General features: G+C 65.9%; 18 protein-coding genes. 10 read left to right on the top strand and 8 right to left on the bottom strand.

The window, feature by feature from the left end; genetic code table 11:
• The first annotated feature begins 61 nt into the window (after positions 1 to 61).
• Positions 62 to 2,650, top strand: a complete 2,589-nt coding sequence (cckA, locus tag ACT2B0_RS09380) for a cell cycle histidine kinase CckA (protein ID WP_473463943.1) — start codon at positions 62 to 64, stop codon at positions 2,648 to 2,650.
• A 15-nt stretch (positions 2,651 to 2,665) separates the two neighbouring features.
• Here the strand turns inward: cckA and ACT2B0_RS09375 are convergent, their stop codons facing one another.
• Together ACT2B0_RS09375 and ACT2B0_RS09370 are read right to left on the bottom strand one after the other, a co-directional pair.
• Positions 2,666 to 3,589 (bottom strand): pseudouridine-5'-phosphate glycosidase, encoded by a 924-nt coding sequence (locus ACT2B0_RS09375; RefSeq protein WP_473463941.1) that lies wholly within the window; start codon positions 3,587 to 3,589, stop codon positions 2,666 to 2,668.
• Positions 3,576 to 4,559 (bottom strand): carbohydrate kinase family protein, encoded by a 984-nt coding sequence (locus tag ACT2B0_RS09370; protein WP_473463938.1) that lies wholly within the window; start codon positions 4,557 to 4,559, stop codon positions 3,576 to 3,578. The genes ACT2B0_RS09375 and ACT2B0_RS09370 overlap by 14 nt, the downstream gene beginning before the upstream one ends.
• Before the next feature lie 306 nt (positions 4,560 to 4,865).
• Here ACT2B0_RS09370 and recA point away from each other — a divergent pair, with 306 nt between their 5' ends.
• Both recA and alaS read left to right on the top strand, forming a co-directional pair.
• A complete protein-coding gene (recA, locus tag ACT2B0_RS09365) occupies positions 4,866 to 5,951 on the top strand; it encodes a recombinase RecA (RefSeq protein ID WP_473463935.1) in 1,086 nt (361 codons plus the stop codon).
• Positions 5,952 to 6,173: 222 nt separating this feature from the next.
• Positions 6,174 to 8,831 (top strand): alanine--tRNA ligase, encoded by a 2,658-nt coding sequence (gene alaS, locus ACT2B0_RS09360; protein ID WP_473463933.1) that lies wholly within the window; start codon positions 6,174 to 6,176, stop codon positions 8,829 to 8,831.
• A gap of 90 nt (positions 8,832 to 8,921) precedes the next feature.
• On the opposite strand, the gene ACT2B0_RS09355 is transcribed toward alaS, so the two are convergent.
• Together ACT2B0_RS09355 and ACT2B0_RS09350 are read right to left on the bottom strand one after the other, a co-directional pair.
• On the bottom strand, positions 8,922 to 9,563 hold the full coding sequence (locus tag ACT2B0_RS09355; RefSeq protein WP_473463931.1) for a glutathione S-transferase family protein: 642 nt from the start codon (positions 9,561 to 9,563) through the stop codon (positions 8,922 to 8,924).
• Between the two features lie 3 nt (positions 9,564 to 9,566).
• Complete coding sequence (locus tag ACT2B0_RS09350; protein WP_473463929.1) at positions 9,567 to 10,778, bottom strand: NADP-dependent isocitrate dehydrogenase; 1,212 nt, start codon at positions 10,776 to 10,778, stop codon at positions 9,567 to 9,569.
• A gap of 167 nt (positions 10,779 to 10,945) precedes the next feature.
• Between ACT2B0_RS09350 and ACT2B0_RS09345 the strand changes: the two genes are divergently transcribed.
• On the top strand, positions 10,946 to 11,851 hold the full coding sequence (locus ACT2B0_RS09345) for an alpha/beta fold hydrolase (RefSeq protein ID WP_473463926.1): 906 nt from the start codon (positions 10,946 to 10,948) through the stop codon (positions 11,849 to 11,851).
• 22 nt (positions 11,852 to 11,873) lie between these two features.
• Here the strand turns inward: ACT2B0_RS09345 and ACT2B0_RS09340 are convergent, their stop codons facing one another.
• On the bottom strand, positions 11,874 to 12,209 hold the full coding sequence (locus tag ACT2B0_RS09340; protein ID WP_473463924.1) for a TfoX/Sxy family protein: 336 nt from the start codon (positions 12,207 to 12,209) through the stop codon (positions 11,874 to 11,876).
• A gap of 105 nt (positions 12,210 to 12,314) precedes the next feature.
• Between ACT2B0_RS09340 and ACT2B0_RS09335 the strand changes: the two genes are divergently transcribed.
• The 6 genes from ACT2B0_RS09335 (at position 12,315) to ttcA (ending at position 17,183) form a co-directional block, all read left to right on the top strand.
• Positions 12,315 to 13,145 (top strand): RNA methyltransferase, encoded by an 831-nt coding sequence (locus tag ACT2B0_RS09335; RefSeq protein ID WP_473463922.1) that lies wholly within the window; start codon positions 12,315 to 12,317, stop codon positions 13,143 to 13,145.
• A complete protein-coding gene (murI, locus tag ACT2B0_RS09330; RefSeq protein ID WP_473463920.1) occupies positions 13,138 to 13,926 on the top strand; it encodes a glutamate racemase in 789 nt (262 codons plus the stop codon). The genes ACT2B0_RS09335 and murI overlap by 8 nt, the downstream gene beginning before the upstream one ends.
• Positions 13,927 to 14,052: 126 nt before the next feature.
• Positions 14,053 to 14,238 carry a DUF3008 family protein gene (locus ACT2B0_RS09325; protein ID WP_473463917.1) on the top strand — a complete coding sequence of 62 codons (186 nt, stop codon included), beginning with the start codon at positions 14,053 to 14,055 and terminating at the stop codon, positions 14,236 to 14,238.
• A gap of 197 nt (positions 14,239 to 14,435) precedes the next feature.
• Positions 14,436 to 15,359 carry an SH3 domain-containing protein gene (locus tag ACT2B0_RS09320; RefSeq protein ID WP_473463915.1) on the top strand — a complete coding sequence of 308 codons (924 nt, stop codon included), beginning with the start codon at positions 14,436 to 14,438 and terminating at the stop codon, positions 15,357 to 15,359.
• A 196-nt stretch (positions 15,360 to 15,555) separates the two neighbouring features.
• Positions 15,556 to 16,173: a 30S ribosomal protein S4 gene (gene rpsD, locus ACT2B0_RS09315; RefSeq protein WP_473463912.1), complete on the top strand. Its 618-nt coding sequence runs from the start codon at positions 15,556 to 15,558 to the stop codon at positions 16,171 to 16,173.
• A 116-nt stretch (positions 16,174 to 16,289) separates the two neighbouring features.
• A complete protein-coding gene (gene ttcA, locus ACT2B0_RS09310) occupies positions 16,290 to 17,183 on the top strand; it encodes a tRNA 2-thiocytidine(32) synthetase TtcA (RefSeq protein ID WP_473463910.1) in 894 nt (297 codons plus the stop codon).
• Here the strand turns inward: ttcA and ACT2B0_RS09305 are convergent.
• The 3 genes from ACT2B0_RS09305 to ACT2B0_RS09295 form a co-directional block, all read right to left on the bottom strand.
• Positions 17,167 to 18,408 carry a multidrug effflux MFS transporter gene (locus ACT2B0_RS09305; protein ID WP_473463907.1) on the bottom strand — a complete coding sequence of 414 codons (1,242 nt, stop codon included), beginning with the start codon at positions 18,406 to 18,408 and terminating at the stop codon, positions 17,167 to 17,169. The two genes, ttcA and ACT2B0_RS09305, sit on opposite strands and share 17 nt — an antisense overlap.
• 114 nt (positions 18,409 to 18,522) lie before the next feature.
• Positions 18,523 to 18,858, bottom strand: a complete 336-nt coding sequence (gene grxD / locus ACT2B0_RS09300) for a Grx4 family monothiol glutaredoxin (protein WP_106569289.1) — start codon at positions 18,856 to 18,858, stop codon at positions 18,523 to 18,525.
• Between the two features lie 119 nt (positions 18,859 to 18,977).
• Entirely contained in the window at positions 18,978 to 19,211 is a 234-nt protein-coding gene (locus ACT2B0_RS09295; RefSeq protein WP_106569290.1) for a BolA/IbaG family iron-sulfur metabolism protein, read from the bottom strand.
• Positions 19,212 to 19,220 lie beyond the last annotated feature (9 nt).

Here is a 19,220-nt window from a genome sequence, read left to right as displayed (position 1 = left end):
CCAGAATGTGATTCATACCGGTCGGGCTCAATCGACAGGAATCGGGCAGGACGGAGCGGCAATGGCAGGAGAAGGCCGGGGGAAGGGCTATCCCGACCCGATCGTCGACCAGAATGCGCGCCCGGGCACCATCGCCCGTCTGGTGGTTTTCATCGCTGTCCTGATTTGCGCCGCCTTTTTGTTCGTGATCATGCGCGACCGTTTCGGCGATCCGTTTCTGCTCGGCATGCTCGGCGTGCTGGCGATGATCGGCATCGGCTATCTGTTCGCCACCGCGATCGGCTTCGTGCAGATCGCGCCGCGCTCCAGCGGCGACGAACTGGCCAAGGCCTATGTCGATTCCATGCCGCAGGGGCTGATCGTCAGCGATCTGAAGGGGCGGGTCTGCTACGCCAACCGTGCCTATGCCGATCTGACCGGCGCCAGTTCGGCCGCCGACGTGCGCTCGGTGGAGGGCTTGCTGTCCGATAATCCCGACGCCGCGCCGGTGGTGGAACGGATCGCCTCGGCCCTGCGCGACGGCCAGAGCGGCGAGGGCGAATTTCGCATGTCGCAGTCGATACGGCCGGGATCGGAGCCGGGCGCCCACTGGTATCGCGCCAGGGCACGCAGCTTCGCCGCGCCGGTGCAGCGCCAGCCGTTATTGTCCTGGCAGATCGAGGATATTTCCGCCGAGCGCGCCGAACAGGAACGATTCTTTCTCGATCTCCAGCAGGCGATCGACCATCTCGATCACGCCCCCGCTGGTTTTTTCTCCACCGATGCGGACGATCGTGTGACCTATGTCAACGCGACGCTGGCCGAATGGCTGGGCATCGACCTGGCCAGTTTTTCGCCGGGTTCCGTCACCCTGCCGGAGATCGTCGCCGGCGACGGCATGGCGCTGATCCGCTCGGTGAAAGCGGAGCCCGGTTCGGTGCGCAACGCCGTCATCGACCTTGATTTGTTGACGGGCGGCGGCGAGGCGCTGCCGGTGCGCTTCATGCACAAGACCATGGCCAGCCGCGACGGCGTGCCCGGCGCGAGCCGCACCATCGTGCTCAATCGCGCCAAGGGCGAGGACGCGACCGCTGATCTGCGCGCCTCGGAGGTGCGCTTTACGCGGTTCTTCAACTCCACGCCGATGGCGATCGCCGGCGTCGACGGCAAGGGGCGCATCCTGCGCACCAACGCCCCCTTCCTGTCGTTGTTCGGCTCGGTGGTCGACCGGGCCTCGGTCGAAAGCAAGCTGCGCCTGGAAACGGTCATTCACGAGCGCGATCGCGCGACCTTCGCCGCCGCGCTGGAAAAGGCCAGGCTGCGCCAGGCCGATATCGCGCCGATCGATACCGTGCTTCCCGGCGACGACGAGCGCCACATGCGCTTTTACGTCAATGCCGTGGCCGACGCGGGCGAGGACGCGGAGGAGGCGGCGATCGTCTATGCCGTGGAAACCACCGAGCAGAAAGCGCTCGAGGCGCAGATGGCCCAGGGGCAGAAAATGCAAGCGGTCGGCCAACTCGCCGGCGGCATCGCGCATGATTTCAACAATGTGCTGACGGCCATCATCATGGCCTCGGATCTGTTGCTGACCAATCACCGCCCGTCGGATCCCTCCTTTCCCGACATCATGAACATCAAGCAGAACGCCAACCGCGCCGCCTCGCTGGTCAGGCAGCTGCTCGCCTTTTCCCGACGCCAGACGCTGCGTCCGGAAGTCCTGAACCTGACAGACGTGCTGGCCGATCTGCGCATGCTGCTGGCGCGGCTGATCGGCAACGAGATCAAGCTCAGGATCGAGCATGGCCGCGACCTGTGGCCAGTGCGCGTCGATCTCGGCCAGTTCGAGCAGGTGATCGTCAACCTCACCGTCAACGCCCGCGACGCCATGCCCGACGGCGGCGAACTGACGGTGCGCACCCGCAACTGCGCGGCCGACGAGTGTGCGGCGCTGCCCTATCGCGAGCTTGTGCCGGCGGATTACGTGCTGGTCGAGGTCATGGATACCGGCACCGGTATTCCCACCGATGTTTTGAAGAAGATTTTCGAGCCGTTCTTCACCACCAAGGAGGTCGGCAAGGGCACCGGGCTCGGCCTGTCGATGGTCTACGGCATCATCAAGCAGACCGGCGGTTTCATCTTCTGCGATTCGCGAGAAGGCGCCGGCACGACGTTCCGCATCTTCTTGCCGCGCCATGTCGAGGCCGAGCGGGACGAGACCGCGGAGGTCGCCGCGTCCGACAAGGCGGCAGCCGCGCCGCCGGCGGCGGCCGCTGCCCAGCAAAAGGACCTGTCGGGGTCGGCCACGGTGCTTCTGGTCGAGGACGAGGACGCCGTGCGCATGGGCGGAATGCGCGCGCTCACCTCGCGCGGCTATACCGTGCACGAAGCGACGTCGGGCCTCGAGGCGCTGGAGATCTTCAAGGAACTCGACGGCAAGATCGACATCGTGGTCTCCGACGTGGTGATGCCGGAAATGGACGGACCGACGCTTTTGGGCGAGTTGCTCAAAATCCAGCCCGACATCCGTTTCGTCTTCGTTTCGGGTTATGCCGAGGACGCATTCGCCAAAAACCTGCCCGAGGAGGCCAAGTTCGGCTTTTTGCCGAAACCGTTCTCGCTCAAGCAGTTGGCGACCGTGGTCAAGGACATGCTGGAAAACGGCGAGTAAGGCCGGCGCCGGCGATCAGGCGCTTTGCGCGGCCGCGATACGCGCGGCCAGCCGGGCATTGTTTTCTACCAGCGCGATATTGGTGGCCAGGCTGCGTCCGCCGGTCAGTTGCAGAATGCGGGCGAGCAGGAACGGGGTGACGGCCTTGCCCGACACCGCCTCGGCTTCGGCGTCCGCCTGCGCGGCGGCGATGAAACCGGCCATCTCGTCGGCCGGGATCTCGTCTTCGGCCGGAACCGGATTGGCGACCAGCATGCCGCCGCCGAGGCCGAGCGCGCCGCGGGTCTCGAAAAACCTCGCGATCGCCTCCGGCGTATCGAGCCGCAGCGGCGCGGGATGCGGCGAGCGGCGCGACCAGAAGGCCGGCACCGTATCGCTGCCATAGGTCACCACCGGCACGCCGCGGCTTTCCAGCACTTCCAGCGTCTTGTCGATGTCGAGGATCGCCTTGGCGCCGGCCGAGACCACGATAACCGGCGTGCGGGCGAGTTCGTCGAGATCGGCGGAGATGTCGAAACTGGTTTCCGCGCCCTTGTGCACGCCGCCGATGCCGCCAGTGGCGAACACTTTGATGCCGGCGAGTGCCGCGCCGATCATGGTGGCGGCGACCGTGGTGCCGCCTGTCCGGCGCTGGCTGACGGCAAAGGCAAGGTCGGCGCGCGACAGCTTCATCGTGTCGCCGGTCTTGGCGAGCGTGGTGCGCTCCTGCGGCGTGAGGCCGATCTTGAGCCGTCCGTCGATGACGGCGATCGTGGCCGGAACGGCGCCCTCGGCTTCGATGATGGCTTCGACATTGGCCGCCATCTCGGCATTCTGCGGATAGGGCATGCCGTGGGTGATGATGGTGCTTTCGAGGGCGACCACCGGCTGGTTGTCGGCGAGCGCGCGCGCCACCGGTTGGGCGATGTCGATGAGAGGCTGGGCGCTAGGCGGGATCATGGGAAACCATTCTGTCTTGCGGGAGGGGAAGGGATGCGGCCGGCGGCACGCGCGCCAGCGTCTGTGCGAAGGTCTGCGCGTCGTGATCGGCGACCGTTGCGCGGCTTTCCAGGCACAGCACGGCCGCGGCGACGCCGCAGCGCAGCGCTTCGGCGAAAGGGATTTTTGCCGTCAGGCTGTCGACCATGGTGCCGGCGAGGGCGTCGCCGGCGCCGGTGACGTCGGCGATCCGGCGCGGCGGCGGCGGCGTCAGGCGGTAGAGCGCCCGGTCGTCGAAGGCGATGAGCTCGTCGCCGCCGGCCGTCACCACCGCGCGTGCAAGGCCGGTCGCGCGCAGGGCGGCCACAAGCGCCTCGGGCGGCGTGTCCGCCGCGGTGGCCGTCAGCGCCGCCGCCTCGCGCCGGTTCATGAACAGACAGGCCAGCCGGTCGGCGACCGGGGCCAGGCGCCCGACCTTGGCCGGCGAGATCGCGATCGCGTAAAGCGGGGTGCCGGCGGCAAGGCCGGCCAGCCGGTCGAGCGCGGCGGCGGAAAGATTGGCGTCGCACAACACCGCGTCGGCGGCGGCGACACGCTCGCGCGCGCTTGCGCGGCGCAGCTGCCGGTCGAAGGCGGCGTCGTAAAGCGCCATGTCGGCGAGCGCGGCGACCACGTCGCCGTCGGCGTCGAGAATCGCCGTGTAGCTTGCCGTGGTCCGGTCGAGATAGACGCCCGACAGATCCTCAATGCCGGCCTGCGCGATCGCGGCCGCCACCGCCTCGCCGGCCGCATCGCCGCCGCGCGCCGCCATCAGCGCGACACGGGCCCCGCGCCCGGCCATGACGCGCGCGGCGTTGAAAACGCCGCCGCCGACCTCCTCGCGCATCGTGCCGGGGTTGGAGGCGCCGGGCACGAACGGCCCGCCGACCCTGCCGCGCCGGTCGATATGGGCGCCGCCGACGGCAAGAACTGTACGGGACGGTGAAGACATCGCGGCGCCGGACTGCGAGGAAAAGACGGGCCGGCGCGCGGCCGGCGCGGCGACATTACCGGCCGGCTTTTGCGCTGGCAACGGGCCCGCCCGAATCGGCCGCGCCGCGCCCATGGCGGGGACCGAACGCGGCCGGAGAGGGGATATATCCGGAGGGGCTCGGATACGAACAAAAAAAGAACTTTATCATCAAAATATTGATTTCAAACCAAATTTGCAAACTTGCATAAACGGAACAAAGCGGGTACAAATCAACGAGGAATAAGAAGCGACCGGGCTTCATTGACGATTGAAGGGTAATGTATCATGGCTCAGAACTCATTGCGGCTGGTTGAGGACAATTCGGTGGATAAATCCAAGGCTCTGGATGCGGCGCTTTCGCAGATCGAGCGTGCGTTCGGCAAGGGCTCGATCATGCGGCTTGGCCGCAACGAGCAGGTGGTCGAGATCGAGACGGTGTCGACCGGTTCGCTCGGGCTCGATATCGCGCTCGGCGTCGGCGGGCTGCCCAAGGGCCGCATCATCGAGATTTACGGGCCGGAAAGCTCGGGCAAGACGACGCTGGCGCTGCACACCGTGGCCGAGGCGCAGCGCAAGGGCGGCATCTGCGCCTTCGTCGACGCCGAGCACGCGCTCGATCCGGTCTATGCCCGCAAGCTGGGCGTCGACCTGGAAAATCTTTTGATCTCGCAGCCCGACACCGGCGAGCAGGCGCTGGAGATCTGCGACACGCTGGTGCGTTCGGGCGCGATCGACGTGCTGGTGATCGATTCGGTCGCCGCGCTGACGCCGCGCGCGGAGATCGAGGGCGAGATGGGCGATTCGCTGCCGGGCCTGCAGGCGCGGCTGATGAGCCAGGCGCTGCGCAAGCTGACCGCCTCGATCTCGCGCTCCAACACCATGGTCGTGTTCATCAATCAGATCCGCATGAAGATCGGGGTCATGTTCGGCTCGCCCGAAACCACCACCGGCGGCAATGCGCTGAAGTTCTACGCCTCGGTCCGGCTCGACATTCGCCGCATCGGCGCGGTCAAGGATCGCGACGAGGTCACCGGCAACCAGACCCGGGTCAAGGTGGTGAAAAACAAGCTCGCGCCGCCCTTCAAGCAGGTCGAGTTCGACATCATGTATGGCGAGGGCGTGTCGAAGACCGGAGAGCTGGTCGATCTCGGGGTGAAGGCGGGCATCGTGGAAAAGTCCGGCGCCTGGTTCTCCTACAATTCGCAGCGGCTCGGCCAGGGGCGCGAAAACGCCAAGCAGTTTTTGCGCGACAATCCGGAGATGGCCGGCGAGATCGAACTGGCGCTGCGCCAGAATGCGGGCCTGATCGCGGAGAAATTTCTCGACGAAGGCCGTCCCGAGGATGATGACGGCGACGTCGCGGAAATGTAGGCTTTTGCGACATGGCGATCAAAAGGCCGCTGCCGGCGATCCCGGCGCGGCCTTTTTGTTTGGCGCGTCTTTGGGGGCCGGGCGGCCGGGTCCGCCGCCCGGCGCCGGCGCCGGGGGCGCGCCGGCCTGCGAAACGGTTTCTGGACAGCCATCCGGGCGGGCGATAAGAAGCCGGTTCGCAATTTCCGGGTTTTTCCCGGCGGCTTTCAAGAAGGCACATCCATGAGCGGCGTCAACGCGATACGGTCGGCTTTTCTCGACTTTTTCAAAAAGAACGGCCACGAGGTGGTGGCGTCCGGGCCGCTGGTGCCGCGCAACGACCCGACGCTGATGTTCACCAATGCCGGCATGGTGCAGTTCAAAAACGTCTTTACCGGCGTCGAACCGCGACCCTACAGCCGCGCCGTGACGGCGCAGAAATGCGTGCGCGCCGGCGGCAAGCACAACGATCTCGACAATGTCGGTTATACCGCGCGCCATCACACGTTTTTCGAGATGCTCGGCAATTTCTCGTTCGGCGACTATTTCAAGGACGTCGCCATCGAGCTCGCCTGGACGCTGATCACCAAGGAATTCGGGCTCGACAAGGACCGGCTCCTGGTCACGGTCTATCATACCGACGACCAGGCCTTCGATCTGTGGAAGAAGATCGCCGGCCTGCCCGACGAGCGCATCATCCGCATTCCAACCCATGACAATTTCTGGTCGATGGGCGATACCGGGCCGTGCGGCCCGTGCTCGGAGATCTTTTTCGACCATGGCGAGGCGATCCCGGGCGGCCCGCCCGGCAGCCCCGACGAGGACGGCGACCGCTTCATCGAGATCTGGAACCTGGTCTTCATGCAGTTCGAGCAGTTGACCGCGGACGAGCGCGTCGACCTGCCGCGTCCGTCGATCGATACCGGCATGGGGCTGGAGCGGGTGGCCGCCGTGCTGCAGGGCAAGCACGACAATTACGACATCGACCTGTTCACGGCGCTGATTGCGGCCGCCGTCGAGGCGACCGGTGTGCCGGCCGAGGGCAAGGCGCGGGCCAGCCATCGCGTGATCGCCGATCATCTGCGCGCATCGAGTTTTCTGATCGCCGACGGCGTGCTGCCGTCGAACGAGGGCCGCGGTTACGTGTTGCGCCGCATCATGCGCCGCGCCATGCGCCATGCCCAGCTTTTGGGCGCCGCCGATCCGCTGATGTGGAAGCTGGTGCCGGCGCTCACCCGCGAGATGGGCCAGGCCTATCCCGAATTGGTGCGCGGCGAGGCGCTGATCACCGAAACGCTGAGGCTTGAGGAAACCCGTTTTCGCAAGACGCTGGCGCGCGGCCTGACGCTTCTGTCGGAGGCAACAGACAGTTTTGGCGAAGGCGACCGGCTCGACGGCGAAACCGCGTTCAAGCTCTACGACACCTATGGGTTTCCCCTCGACCTGACCCAGGACGCGTTGCGCCAGCGCGGCATTTCGGTCGATCTCGACGGGTTCAGCGCCGCCATGCAGCGCCAGAAGGCGGAGGCGCGCGCCTCGTGGTCGGGCTCCGGCGAGGCGGCGACGGAAACGGTCTGGTTTCAGATCAAGGAGGAGGCGGGAGCGAGCGAGTTTCTGGGCTACGCCAGCGAGGGCGCCGAGGGCGTGGTCCAGGCGCTGGTGCGCGACGGCGCCCGGGTCGAGGCGGCTGTGGCCGGCGACGAGATCGCCGTGGTCGTCAACCAGACGCCGTTTTACGGCGAATCCGGTGGCCAGCTCGGCGATACCGGCCGGATTGCCGGCGAGGGGTTCGAGATCGCGGTTACCGACACGCAAAAGAAGGTCGACGGGCTGATCGTGCATGTCGGCCGGGTCGCTCGCGGCACCGTTGCGCCCGGCGCGGTGGTGCATCTGGAGGTCGATCACGCCCGCCGCGCTCAGCTCAGGGCCAATCATTCCGCCACCCACCTCATCCACGAGGCGCTGCGCGAGGTGCTGGGCACGCATGTGGCGCAAAAGGGCTCCCTGGTGGCGCCGGAGCGGCTGCGGTTCGACTTTTCGCACCCCAAGCCGATTTCGGCCGACGAGATCGAGCGCGTCGAGCGTATGGCCAATGAAATCGTCGTGCAGAACGCGCCGGTGACGACGCGGCTGATGGCGGTCGACGAGGCGATCGCCGAGGGCGCGATGGCGCTGTTCGGCGAAAAATACGGCGACGAGGTCCGCGTGGTGTCGATGGGCACCGCGCTCCAAGGCGACAAGGCGGGAAAAACCTATTCGGTTGAACTGTGCGGCGGCACTCATGTGGCGGCGACCGGCGATATTGGGCTGGTGCGCGTCGTGTCGGAAGGCGCGGTCGCGTCCGGCGTGCGCCGCATCGAGGCGCTGACCGGCGCGGCGGCCAGGCATCATCTCGACCTTCAGGAACGCCGCCTGAAGGCGGTGGCGGCGGCGCTGAAAGTGGCGCCGGGCGAGGTCGAGGCCCGCGTCGAAAGCCTGCTCGACGAGCGCCGCCGGCTCGAACGCGAGCTGGCCGAGGCGCGCAAGAAGCTCGCGCTCGGCGGTGGCGGCCAGGCCGAGAGCGAAACCGAAAGCGTTGCCGGCACCGGGTTCCTCGGCCGCGTGGTGGAAGGCGTCGCGCCCAAGGAGCTCAAGCCGCTGGCCGACGAGGGCAAGACGGCGCTCGGCTCGGGCGTGGTGGTTTTCGTCGGCACGGGCGAGGACGGCAAGGCGAGTGTGGTGGTGGGCGTCACCGAGGACCAGACGTCGCGTTTCAGCGCCGTCGATCTGGTGCGCGTCGCCTCGTCCGCGCTCGGCGGCAAGGGCGGCGGCGGGCGTCCGGACATGGCCCAGGCCGGCGGGCCCGACGGCGCGAAGGCGCAGGCGGCGATCGACGCGGTCAAGGCGGCGATGGCCGGTTGATCCAGGCCAAGCGGGCATCCTGCAGGCGATCGGGCGTTACGAGGGGGCGGCGCCTTTTTTCGACCGGAGGCTGCCGGCGATCAACAATTCTCAGCCTGTCGGTTCGCTGGCCAGAAAGGCGGGCCTGGCGGCAAGGCGTGTCCACCAGCGACCCAGCGCGGGATAATCGGCCAGCAGCGCGGCGCCCTCCGGCGCCCGGACGAAATAGGCCAGCATCGGCGCGGCGTACAGATCGGCCAGGCTCAGCCTGTCGCCGGCAAGAAAGGCGCGGCCGTCCTGGAGCCGGGTCAGGGTCGACAGGCAGGTGCGCGCCGTTTCGAGCGCGGCTGCGATCACCGCCTCGTCGGGCGTTTTGCCCTGTTCGGGTTTTGAAACGCGCTCGACGTAAACGCCCCACACCAGCGCGCGATAGGCATAGGCGTCGAGCAGGCCGACGATCTGGTTCATCACCGCCCGCCGGGCAGCCCCTTGCGGCTGGAGCGGCGGCCCGGCAAACGCCTCGTCGACATAGCGGGTGATCGCGCCGGTCTCGAATAGGTGGAAATCGCCATGCTCGAAGGCGGGAATGCGCCGGAACGGGTGGCGGGCCAGGTACCAGTCGGCCACGCCGTCGCCGGCGAAAATGTCGACCGGCACCAGCGCGTGGTCGACGCCTTTTTCCAAAAGAGCAAGCCGCGCTATGCGCACATAGACGCTGTAGTCGGCGCCGAACAGGCGCGGCTTGCCGGCCAAGGGCTAGGCCATCGCCTTTTGCAGGTTCTCGTCGATCTTGTCGAGAAAGCCGGTGGTCGACAGCCAGGGCTGGTCGGGACCGATCAGCAGCGCCAGGTCCTTGGTCATGAAGCCGGATTCGACCGTCTGCACGCAGACCTTTTCCAGCGTCGTGGCGAAATCGGCCAGCCTGGCGTTGTCGTCGAGCTTGGCGCGGTGGGCGAGCCCGCGCGTCCAGGCAAAGATCGAGGCGATCGAATTGGTCGAGGTTTCCTCGCCCTTCTGATGCTGGCGATAGTGGCGGGTGACCGTGCCGTGCGCGGCCTCGGCCTCGACCGTTTGGCCGTCGGGCGTCATCAGCACCGAGGTCATCAGGCCGAGCGAGCCAAAACCCTGCGCCACGGTGTCGGACTGGACGTCGCCGTCATAGTTCTTGCACGCCCACACATAACCGCCCGACCATTTCAGGTTGGAGGCGACCATGTCGTCGATCAGCCGGTGCTCGTACCAGATCTTGGCGTCCTTGAATTTCTGCTCGAACTCGGCCTCGTAGACCTCCTGGAACAGATCCTTGAAACGTCCGTCATAGACCTTCAAAATCGTGTTCTTGGTCGACAGATAGACCGGGTAGCCGCGCTGCAGGCCGTAATTGAGCGAGGCGCGCGCGAAATCGCGGATCGAATCGTCGAGATTGTACATCGCCATGGCGACGCCGGAGGAGGGCGCGTCGAACACCTCGTGCTCGATGGTCTCGCCGTTCTCGCCGACGAACTTGATCGTCAGCTTGCCCTTGCCGGGGAACTTGAAGTCGGTCGCGCGGTACTGGTCGCCGAAGGCGTGACGGCCGACGATGACCGGCTTGGTCCAGCCCGGCACCAGGCGCGGCACGTTCTTGGCGATGATCGGCTCGCGGAAGATGACGCCGCCCAGAATGTTGCGGATCGTGCCGTTGGGCGAGCGATACATGCGCTTGAGGCCAAATTCCTCCACGCGCGCCTCGTCGGGCGTGATCGTGGCGCATTTCACGCCGACGCCGTATTGCTTGATCGCGTTGGCCGCGTCGACCGTCACCTGGTCGTCGGTGGCGTCGCGATGCTCGATCCCGAGATCGAAATATTTCAGATCGATGTCGAGATAGGGGTGGATCAGCTTTTCCTTGATGAACTGCCAGATGATGCGGGTCATCTCGTCGCCGTCGAGTTCGACGACGGGGTTGTCCACCTTGATCTTCGCCATAAAAAGTCCTCGTCTTCTGGGATTGGCGGCCGGTTGGCCGCCTGTGTCGGAAAAGGGTCGCGGCCCCTATATCAAAGCGCCCGCACACGCGCAAACGCGCCAAAGTCTAACTTGCCATTGCCGGGACGCGCGCCCACGCTGTGCCTGTCCGTCATGCGGAGGTGAAGGTGAGCCAGATACGGTTTTTCGAGTTCGACGCCGGCGATGTGCGACTTCATTGCGCCGAGATGGGCGAGCGCGGCCGGCCGCTGATCATTTGCCTGCACGGCTTTCCTGAATATTGGGCTGCCTGGCGTGGCGTGATGGGCGAGCTGGCGGCGCGTTATCACGTCGTCGCCCCCGACCAGCGCGGTTTCAACCTGTCGTCCAAGCCCGACGGCGTGGAGGCCTACCGGGTGCGCAACATGGTGGCCGATCTCGACCGGCTGGCCGCGGCGCTGTCGCCGACGCGGCGATTCGTGCTTGCCGGCCACGACTGGGGCGCGTCGGTCGCCTATGCCTACGCCTTTTTGCGGCCCGAGCGGCTCAGCCATCTGGTGATCGCCAACGGCGTTCACCCCGCAGCGTTCCAGCGCGCGATCTTCGAGGATGACGGCCAGCGCGCGGCAAGCCAGTATATCAACACCTTGCGCGCGCCCGGCGCGGAGGAGCGCATGGCGGCCGACACTTATCGCCGGACCTTGAAGATGATCGCCGGCTTTTCCACCACGCGCTGGATGACGCCGGCTGAGGAGCGCGCCTATGTTACCGCCTGGTCGCAGCCGGGCGCGATGACGGCGATGCTCAACTGGTACCGCGCCTCGCCGATCATCGTGCCGGAACCGGGGGCGCCGGCGCCCGACAGCCCGATCCTGTCCCTGCCCGACGAGGCGATGCGGGTCGCCATGCCGCATCTGGTGCTGTGGGGCGAGGCGGACGAGGCGCTGCGGCCGGCCTGCCTCGACGGGTTGGCGCGGTACGCCGACGCGGTTGTCGTGAAGCGCACGGCCGATTGCGGCCACTGGATCCTGCATGAGAGGCCGGACTGGGTGGCCGGCGCGATGATGGCGTTTCTGTCCGCAGGCGCGCCCTGAGGCCGGGCCCGGTCGGAAACGGCTATTTTTTCGCCTTGGGCGGCAGCGCGCCGACAAAACGCGTTGCAACCGCGATCCATTCGCTGATCGTCCGGTCGTCGGCGAGGCCGGTCTGCGACACGATCACGAATCCCTTCATCGGTCGGCCGGTGAAATCCATCGGCCGGGCGCCGGGCCGTGACAGGGCGTCTGCCTCCTGCTCGGGCCCGACGCGGAACATGGCGTCGCCGCCCTTCATCGTTCCGCACAGCATGTTGCCGTTCAGGGTAAAGCAGATGCCGCCGAACATGCGGATTTCGCCGGTATTGGGGTCGTCGGCGATCAGCGCGCGCACCCGCTCGGCGAGGACCGTGGTCATGGCGGAGTTCCTCGAAACGCTTCTCTTTGCCGGACGAATATGGCAGGGACGCTGCGCACGCGCAATTTGACCGCCTTTTCAGATCCACAAACGGGGCCCGGGACGATGGCCGACGACAATCGCGACAGGCCGCTGATCGCCGAGGGGCCGGCCGTCATCCTGGTCGAGCCGCAGCTTGGCGAAAATATCGGCATGGTGGCCCGCGCGATGGCCAATTTCGGCCTGGCGGAGCTGCGCCTGGTCAACCCGCGCGACGGATGGCCGAGCGAAAAGGCGCGGGCGGCGGCAAGCCGGGCCGACCATGTCATTGAGCGCACCACGGTTCATGCCACCACCGAAGACGCCATTGCCGATCTCGGCTTTGTCTACGCCACCACGGCCAGGGCACGCGACGGCTTCAAGCCGGTGCGCGCGCCGGTTGAGGCCGCGCGCGTCCTGCGAACGCGTTTTCGCGCCGGCCAGCGGACCGGCATCTTGTTCGGTCGCGAGAAATTCGGACTGTCGAACGAGGAAGTGTCGCTGGCCGATGAGATCGTCACCTTTCCCGTCAACCCGGCCTTTTCGTCGCTCAACATCGCTCAGGCGGTGCTGCTGATGTCGTATGAATGGATGAAGTCGGGTCTGGCCAGCGAGGCGCAGACCGCGTTTTCCGGCCCGCAGATGGAGCCGGCGCAAAAGCAGACCCTGCACAGTTTCCTCGATCATCTGGAAGAGGCGCTGGCGGCGCGCGGCTATTTCCGGCCGGCGGAAAAGCGGCCCAAAATGGTGTCGAACCTGCGTTCCGTCCTGACCCGGCCCGCCTTCACCGATGCCGAGATCAAGCTGTTGCGCGGCGTCATCTCCTCGCTTGAAAGATATTCGCCGACCGAGCCGCGCGGCGCGGGCGCGCCGGCGCAGCGGACGCGCGGGGCGAAGAGCGAGAACGACGATGGCTGAGAGGCCCGTCCTGGTGTTCGATTCGGGCATTGGCGGGCTGACGGTGCTGCGCGAGGCGCGCGTGCTGATGCCCGACCGGCGTTTCGTCTACGTGGCCGACGATGCGGCGTTTCCCTACGGAAACTGGGAGGAACGGGCGCTGAAAACCCATATTATCGGGTTATTCGGCCGACTTTTGGCCAGATTCGACCCCGAAATTTCGGTTATTGCCTGCAATACCGCCTCGACCCTGGCGATCGATGCGTTGCGCAAAGCCTATCCCGGGCGCCGCTTCGTTGGCACCGTGCCGGCGATCAAGCCGGCGGCGGAGCGCACGCGCTCGGGCCTGGTCTCCGTGCTGGCCACGCCCGGCACGGTCAAGCGCCAGTACACTCGCGACCTGATCACCCAGTGGGCCTCGAAATGCCATGTGCGGCTGGTCGGCAGCGTCGGGCTCGCCACGCTGGCCGAAACCTATCTGCGGCAGGGTTTTGTCGACGAGGAGGCCGTGCGGGCCGAAATCGCGCCCTGTTTCGTGGACATGGACGGGCGGCGCACCGACATCGTCGTGCTCGCCTGCACGCATTATCCGTTTCTGGCCAACCGCATGCGCAAGACCGCGCCGTGGCCGGTCGACTGGATCGACCCGGCCGAGGCGATCGCCCGACGCGCCTTTTCGCTGCTGGGCCGGAATATGGGCGCCGCCGCACCCTCCGGACCCGACCCGGCCGTCTTCACCACCCAAAAGGCAGATCCGGCGATCCGGCGGCTGATCCAGGGTTTTGGCCTGGTTCTGATCTAGCCTGATTGGCCCGAAATCCACGCGTCTCGGCGCGGCCTGTCCTCGGGCCGGCCCGGACCGGCTGCCCTGGCGGGAACCGCTTGGGTGATGCGTGCGTTTGTCCTAGCCAGCACAAGGAGACGGATCATGCCGGCAACTTCAAAGGCGCAGCAGAAGGCGGCGGGCGCCGCACTCGCCGCCAAACGCGGCGACATGGCGCCCGACGAGCTGGTCGGGGCGTCGAAGGAGATGTTCGAGACAATGAGCGAATCCGAATTGGAGGATCTCGCCTCGACCCCGCGCGAGGGCCTGCCGGACAGGAAGAGCGACTGAACGTCCCGCCCTCGGCCCGACCGAATCCGGCATGATCAAATCAATGCCACATTCTGTGCCGATAGTGGTCACGGTTCGAACTGCTTGGCGGTTCAAACCATGACCGTCTCGCAATCCGATGCGAGCAAATGCCAGACTGGCGGGGGCGCACGATGATCATCGCACAAGCGGTGGTAATCTCGCGTGGAGGCCGGAGAGTGAAGCGTTACACTTTGAACGACATCGACAGGGGCGGGCGCATTACGCCGTCTCGCTTCGACGAACCGATTACCGTGTTCCAGTCACAACCTGCTCTTGGCGGCGGGCAAAATGGGCTTGCACTGCCGGCGCTGTTTGCAACCGTTCTGGTTGGGGCGGGGCTTGCCATCGGTATCATCGCCATGTCTGGGGAGCCGACATCGGCAGAAACCGGCGCCTATCCCGGAAAGCTGGCGCTGGCGACCGTGGAACCGGCACCGGACCAAAGGCCCGCCGATAACGCGGACGCCGGGACGAAAGCCTCGATCGCGCCCGACGAAGGCGACGCAAAAGCACAGCCCGTCGTCAGCGTCCGGGCCGCGCCCGACGAGGAACCGCTTTCCACGAACGATCCGCGTTGGGCCGCCACGGCCGGGGGCAATGCCGCCAAGGCCGCGATCGCCGCGCTGGCCGGCGACGACGCGCGCGCGGTCAAGGTGTCGGCGCCCGACGCGCTCGCCTATCTGCCGAGCGCCGCCAAACCCGTTTTGACGAGCGAGCCCGAGACGTCTGGCGAGATCCAGGCCGAAAAGCCGGCCGAGGCGGACGAGCCGACTGAACCGCGTGTGACCGCTCCAGCGGCTGCGCCGGCCGCGCAGGCCACAGGCCGCATCATCACCGCCGTCAATATGCGCCGCGGCCCGGCGAATGGCGCCGGGATCATTTCGGTGATCCCCAAAGGCGCCACGGTGGGCATCGTCGCGTGCAAGGCCTGGTGCCAGGTCGTGTATGACGGGCGCACGGGTTATGTGTTCAAACGCTTCGTGCGCCAGCAGGCCGGGGCGAGTGCGGCGGCAAAGAAGAACGACGCGGCCGCCGGGCCGGCGGCGACGGCCAGGTCCGAGATCGCCACGCTCAAATCGATCCATCGCGGTGGCCGTTGACTTTCTGCGGCCGATCGCCTAGCTAGCCGCAGCACCGGGTCGTCAGAGCCGGTGTTTTAATGACGTGTCCCGTGGGTGTCTTGGCTCTAGCGTGCGCAAGGCCCCTGTCAGGCTCCGAAAAAGGGAGCCAGAGGAGGGCGCGTTTCCTTTGCCCGGTCCGTCAGTGTCCGGGCATGTCTTTGTGAAAGGAAATGCGATGAGCAAACGCGAATCGTCCAAATACAAGCTCGATCGCCGACTCGGCGAAAATATCTGGGGCCGCCCGAAATCGCCGGTCAACCGCCGCGAATACGGACCCGGCCAGCACGGCCAGCGCCGCAAGGGCAAATTGTCGGATTTCGGTATCCAGTTGCGCGCCAAGCAGAAGCTCAAGGGCCACTACGGCGACATCTCCGAAAAGCAGTTCCGCCGCATCTATGACGAGGCCAACCGCCGCAAGGGCGACACCTCCGAAAATCTGATCGGCCTCTTGGAATCGCGGCTCGACGCGGTGGTCTACCGGGCCAAGTTCGTGCCGACGATCTTCGCCTCGCGCCAGTTCATCAATCACGGCCATGTCAAGGTGAACGGCCGACGGGTCAACATCCCGTCCTATCGCTGCCGTCCCGGCGACGTGATCGAGGTGCGCGAGAAGTCGCGCGAGCTCGTCATGGTGCTGGAATCCGTGCAGCTCGCCGAGCGCGACGTGCCGGAATATGTGGAGGCCGACCACTCCAAGATGAAGGCGACCTTCACCCGCGTTCCGCAGCTCGCCGACGTGCCCTACGCGGTGCAGATGGAACCCAACCTGGTGGTCGAGTTCTACTCGCGCTGATTGTCCTGCCAGACCCGCATGCGAAAGGCCGCCGCTCTGGCGGCCTTTTCTTTGGGCGACAGGTCGGATAGTCAAGCCGCCATGCGGACGAGCGGAAAAGGGGTTCGGAGCGGCCGATGACAGTGAGCGCGCACATGCCCGATGCCGGCGGCGAGGGCTGTCACCCCTTGTTTCACCAGGCGCCGTCCTCGGTCGAGTTCAACAAGCTGCGCAAGCGGCTCCTGCGGCACATGCGCCAGGCGATCGAGGATTTCGCCATGGCGCGTTCCGGCGAACGCTGGCTGGTCGCCGTGTCGGGCGGCAAGGATTCCTACGGGCTTCTGGCGCTGCTGCTCGATCTGAAATGGCGGGGCCTTTTGCCGGTCGAGCTCCTGGTCTGCAATCTCGATCAGGGACAGCCCAATTTTCCCAAACACGTCCTGCCGGATTATCTGACCTCGATCGGAGTGGCCCACCGCATCGAATATCAGGACACCTATTCCATCGTCACCGACAAGCTCGGGGAAAACAGCACCTACTGCTCCTTGTGCTCGCGCCTGCGGCGCGGCCATCTTTATCGGATCGCGCGCGAGGAGGGCTGCCAGGCGCTGGTGCTCGGGCACCATCGCGAGGATATTTTGGAAACGTTCCTGATGAACTTCTTCCATGGCGGCCGGCTGGCGGCGATGCCGCCCAAGCTCGTCAACGACGAAGGCGACCTGTTCGTGCTGCGGCCGCTCAGCTATTGCGCGGAGGCCGATCTCGCCCGCTTCGCCGAGGCGATGGCATTTCCGATCATCCCCTGCGATCTGTGCGGCAGCCAGGACGGGCTGCAGCGCAACGTGATGAAGACCATGCTCGACGACATCGAACGGCGCATGCCCGGACGCAAGGATACGATGATCCGCGCGCTTACCCATGTGCGCCCGTCGCATCTTCTCGACCGCAACCTGTTCGACTTCGCCGGACTGGAAATTGCTCAGCCGCGGGCCGAGACCGAGACCGAGTTCGCGCTCACACAGGCGGGTTGAGCGTGCGGAACAGCCGGCCGCGCTCGGCGATCAGCACCATGACCAGCGCCAACAGGGCGGCGAAGAAATAACCGCCTGAAAGCGGCGTCACCGTGCCGTCGAAGGCCTGGCCGATCGCCGCGCCGGCGAGACCGCCGCCGAGCGTCTGCACGAAGCCTTGCGTGGAGGACGCTGTTCCCGCGACATGGCCGAGCTCTTCCAGCGCCAGCGCGTTGAAATTCGACATGATCCAGGAGAACTGGACCATGGCCAGGGCGAACAGCAGCAGGAACAGCCAGAACGGCAGCGGGCCGATCAGCGACAGCGCGAAGGCGAGGCCGGTCGCGGCCAGGAACCCCAGCAGCGCGCCATGGGCGAGGCGGCGCATGCCGAACCGGCCGACAAGGCGTGAATTCAGGAACGACGAGACCGCCATCAGTCCGGCCACGACCGCGAAATAGACCGGAAACATCGCGCCGACATCGTAGAGGCCGACATAGATCTGCTGGGCGGAATTGATGAAGCCGAACAGCGCCCCCAGAATGCCGGTGACGGCGATCGAGTAGCAGACCGAAAGCCGGTTGGTCACCACGATGCGGAAACCGTCGAGGATCGATCTTGCGGTAAAGGGGCGCCGATATTCCGGCTTGAGGGTTTCGGGCAGGCGCAGCCATGTCCATGCCGTGATGATCAGCCCCATCAGCGCCATCAGCAAAAAGATCGCGCGCCATTCCGAAAACAGCATGATCAGCTGGCCGGCGCCCGGCGCCAGAACCGGCACGATCATGAAGACCATGAAGACCAGCGACATCACCTCCGCCATCGCGCGCCCGCCAAAGGAGTCGCGTACGATCGAGACCGCAATCACGCGCGTGGCCGCCGCGCCCAGGCCCTGGACGAAACGCAAAAGCAGCAGCACGGAAAAATTGGGCGTGAAGGCGCAGGCAAAACCCGCCGCGACATAGATCGCCAGCCCGACCAGCAGCGGTATGCGGCGGCCGAAGCGGTCCGAGACCGGACCGAAGACCAGCTGCGTGAGCCCGAAACCGGTAATGTAGGCGGTGATGATATATTGGCGCGCATTCTCGTCGGCCACGCCGAGACTGGCGCCGATCTGTTGCAGGCCCGGCAGCATGATGTCGATGGCCAGCGCGTTGATCGCCATCAGGGCGGCGGCCATGGCGATGAACTCCCAGCGCGGGATGGCGAGCGCGTAGGTCGGCTCTTTGCTCGTTTGCTGGTCCATGACCATTGGTCCTGTCGAGAGGCTGAAATGAAAATGCGCCGGAAAACCGGCGCATGAAGCAAGGCTGGGGCGACCGTCCGGCACGCCCGGACGGTCGCGCATGGACGATGAGGGTCAGGCGGCGCCTTTCACCGCGACGCCCTTTTCGCCGAAGAAGGACTGAAGCTCGCCGGCCTGGAACATTTCGCGGATGATGTCGCAGCCGCCGACGAACTCGCCCTTGACGTAGAGCTGCGGAATCGTCGGCCAGTTGGAGAATTCCTTGATCCCCTGACGCAGTTCGTCGGAGGTCAGCACGTTGACGCCCTTATAATCGACACCGAGATAGTCGAGAATCTGCACGACCTGACCGGAAAAGCCGCACTGGGGAAAACCCGGCGTGCCCTTCATGAACACGACGACGTCGTTGGCCTTCACTTCGTTGCTGATGAATTCATTGATGGCGGTCATTGCTTGTCCTTTCTCGGCCGGGTTCAAGGCCCGACGAAATCACGTGCTTTGCCCTATCTATTGCACAAAACGGTCCTTCGCAATCGCGGCCTGTCAGGAGCGGCCATGCGCCGGTGTGCTCAGTCCGGAGCGCTGGTCTGCAGGGCGAGCGCGTGCAGAACCCCGCCCATCTTGCCTTTCAGCGCCTCGTAAACCATCTGGTGCTGCTGAACCCGGCTTCTGCCGCGGAAACTCTCCGCCACCACTTCGGCCGCGTAATGGTCGCCGTCGCCGGCCAGATCGCGGATCGTCACCTCGGCGTCGGGGATCGCCTCCAGGATCATGCGTCGGATTTCGTTCGCATCCATGGCCATGGCAAGATC

Source organism: Nitratireductor sp. J20-h4 (assembly GCF_056780505.1).
This window is presented reverse-complemented; position numbering and strand designations above follow the sequence as displayed.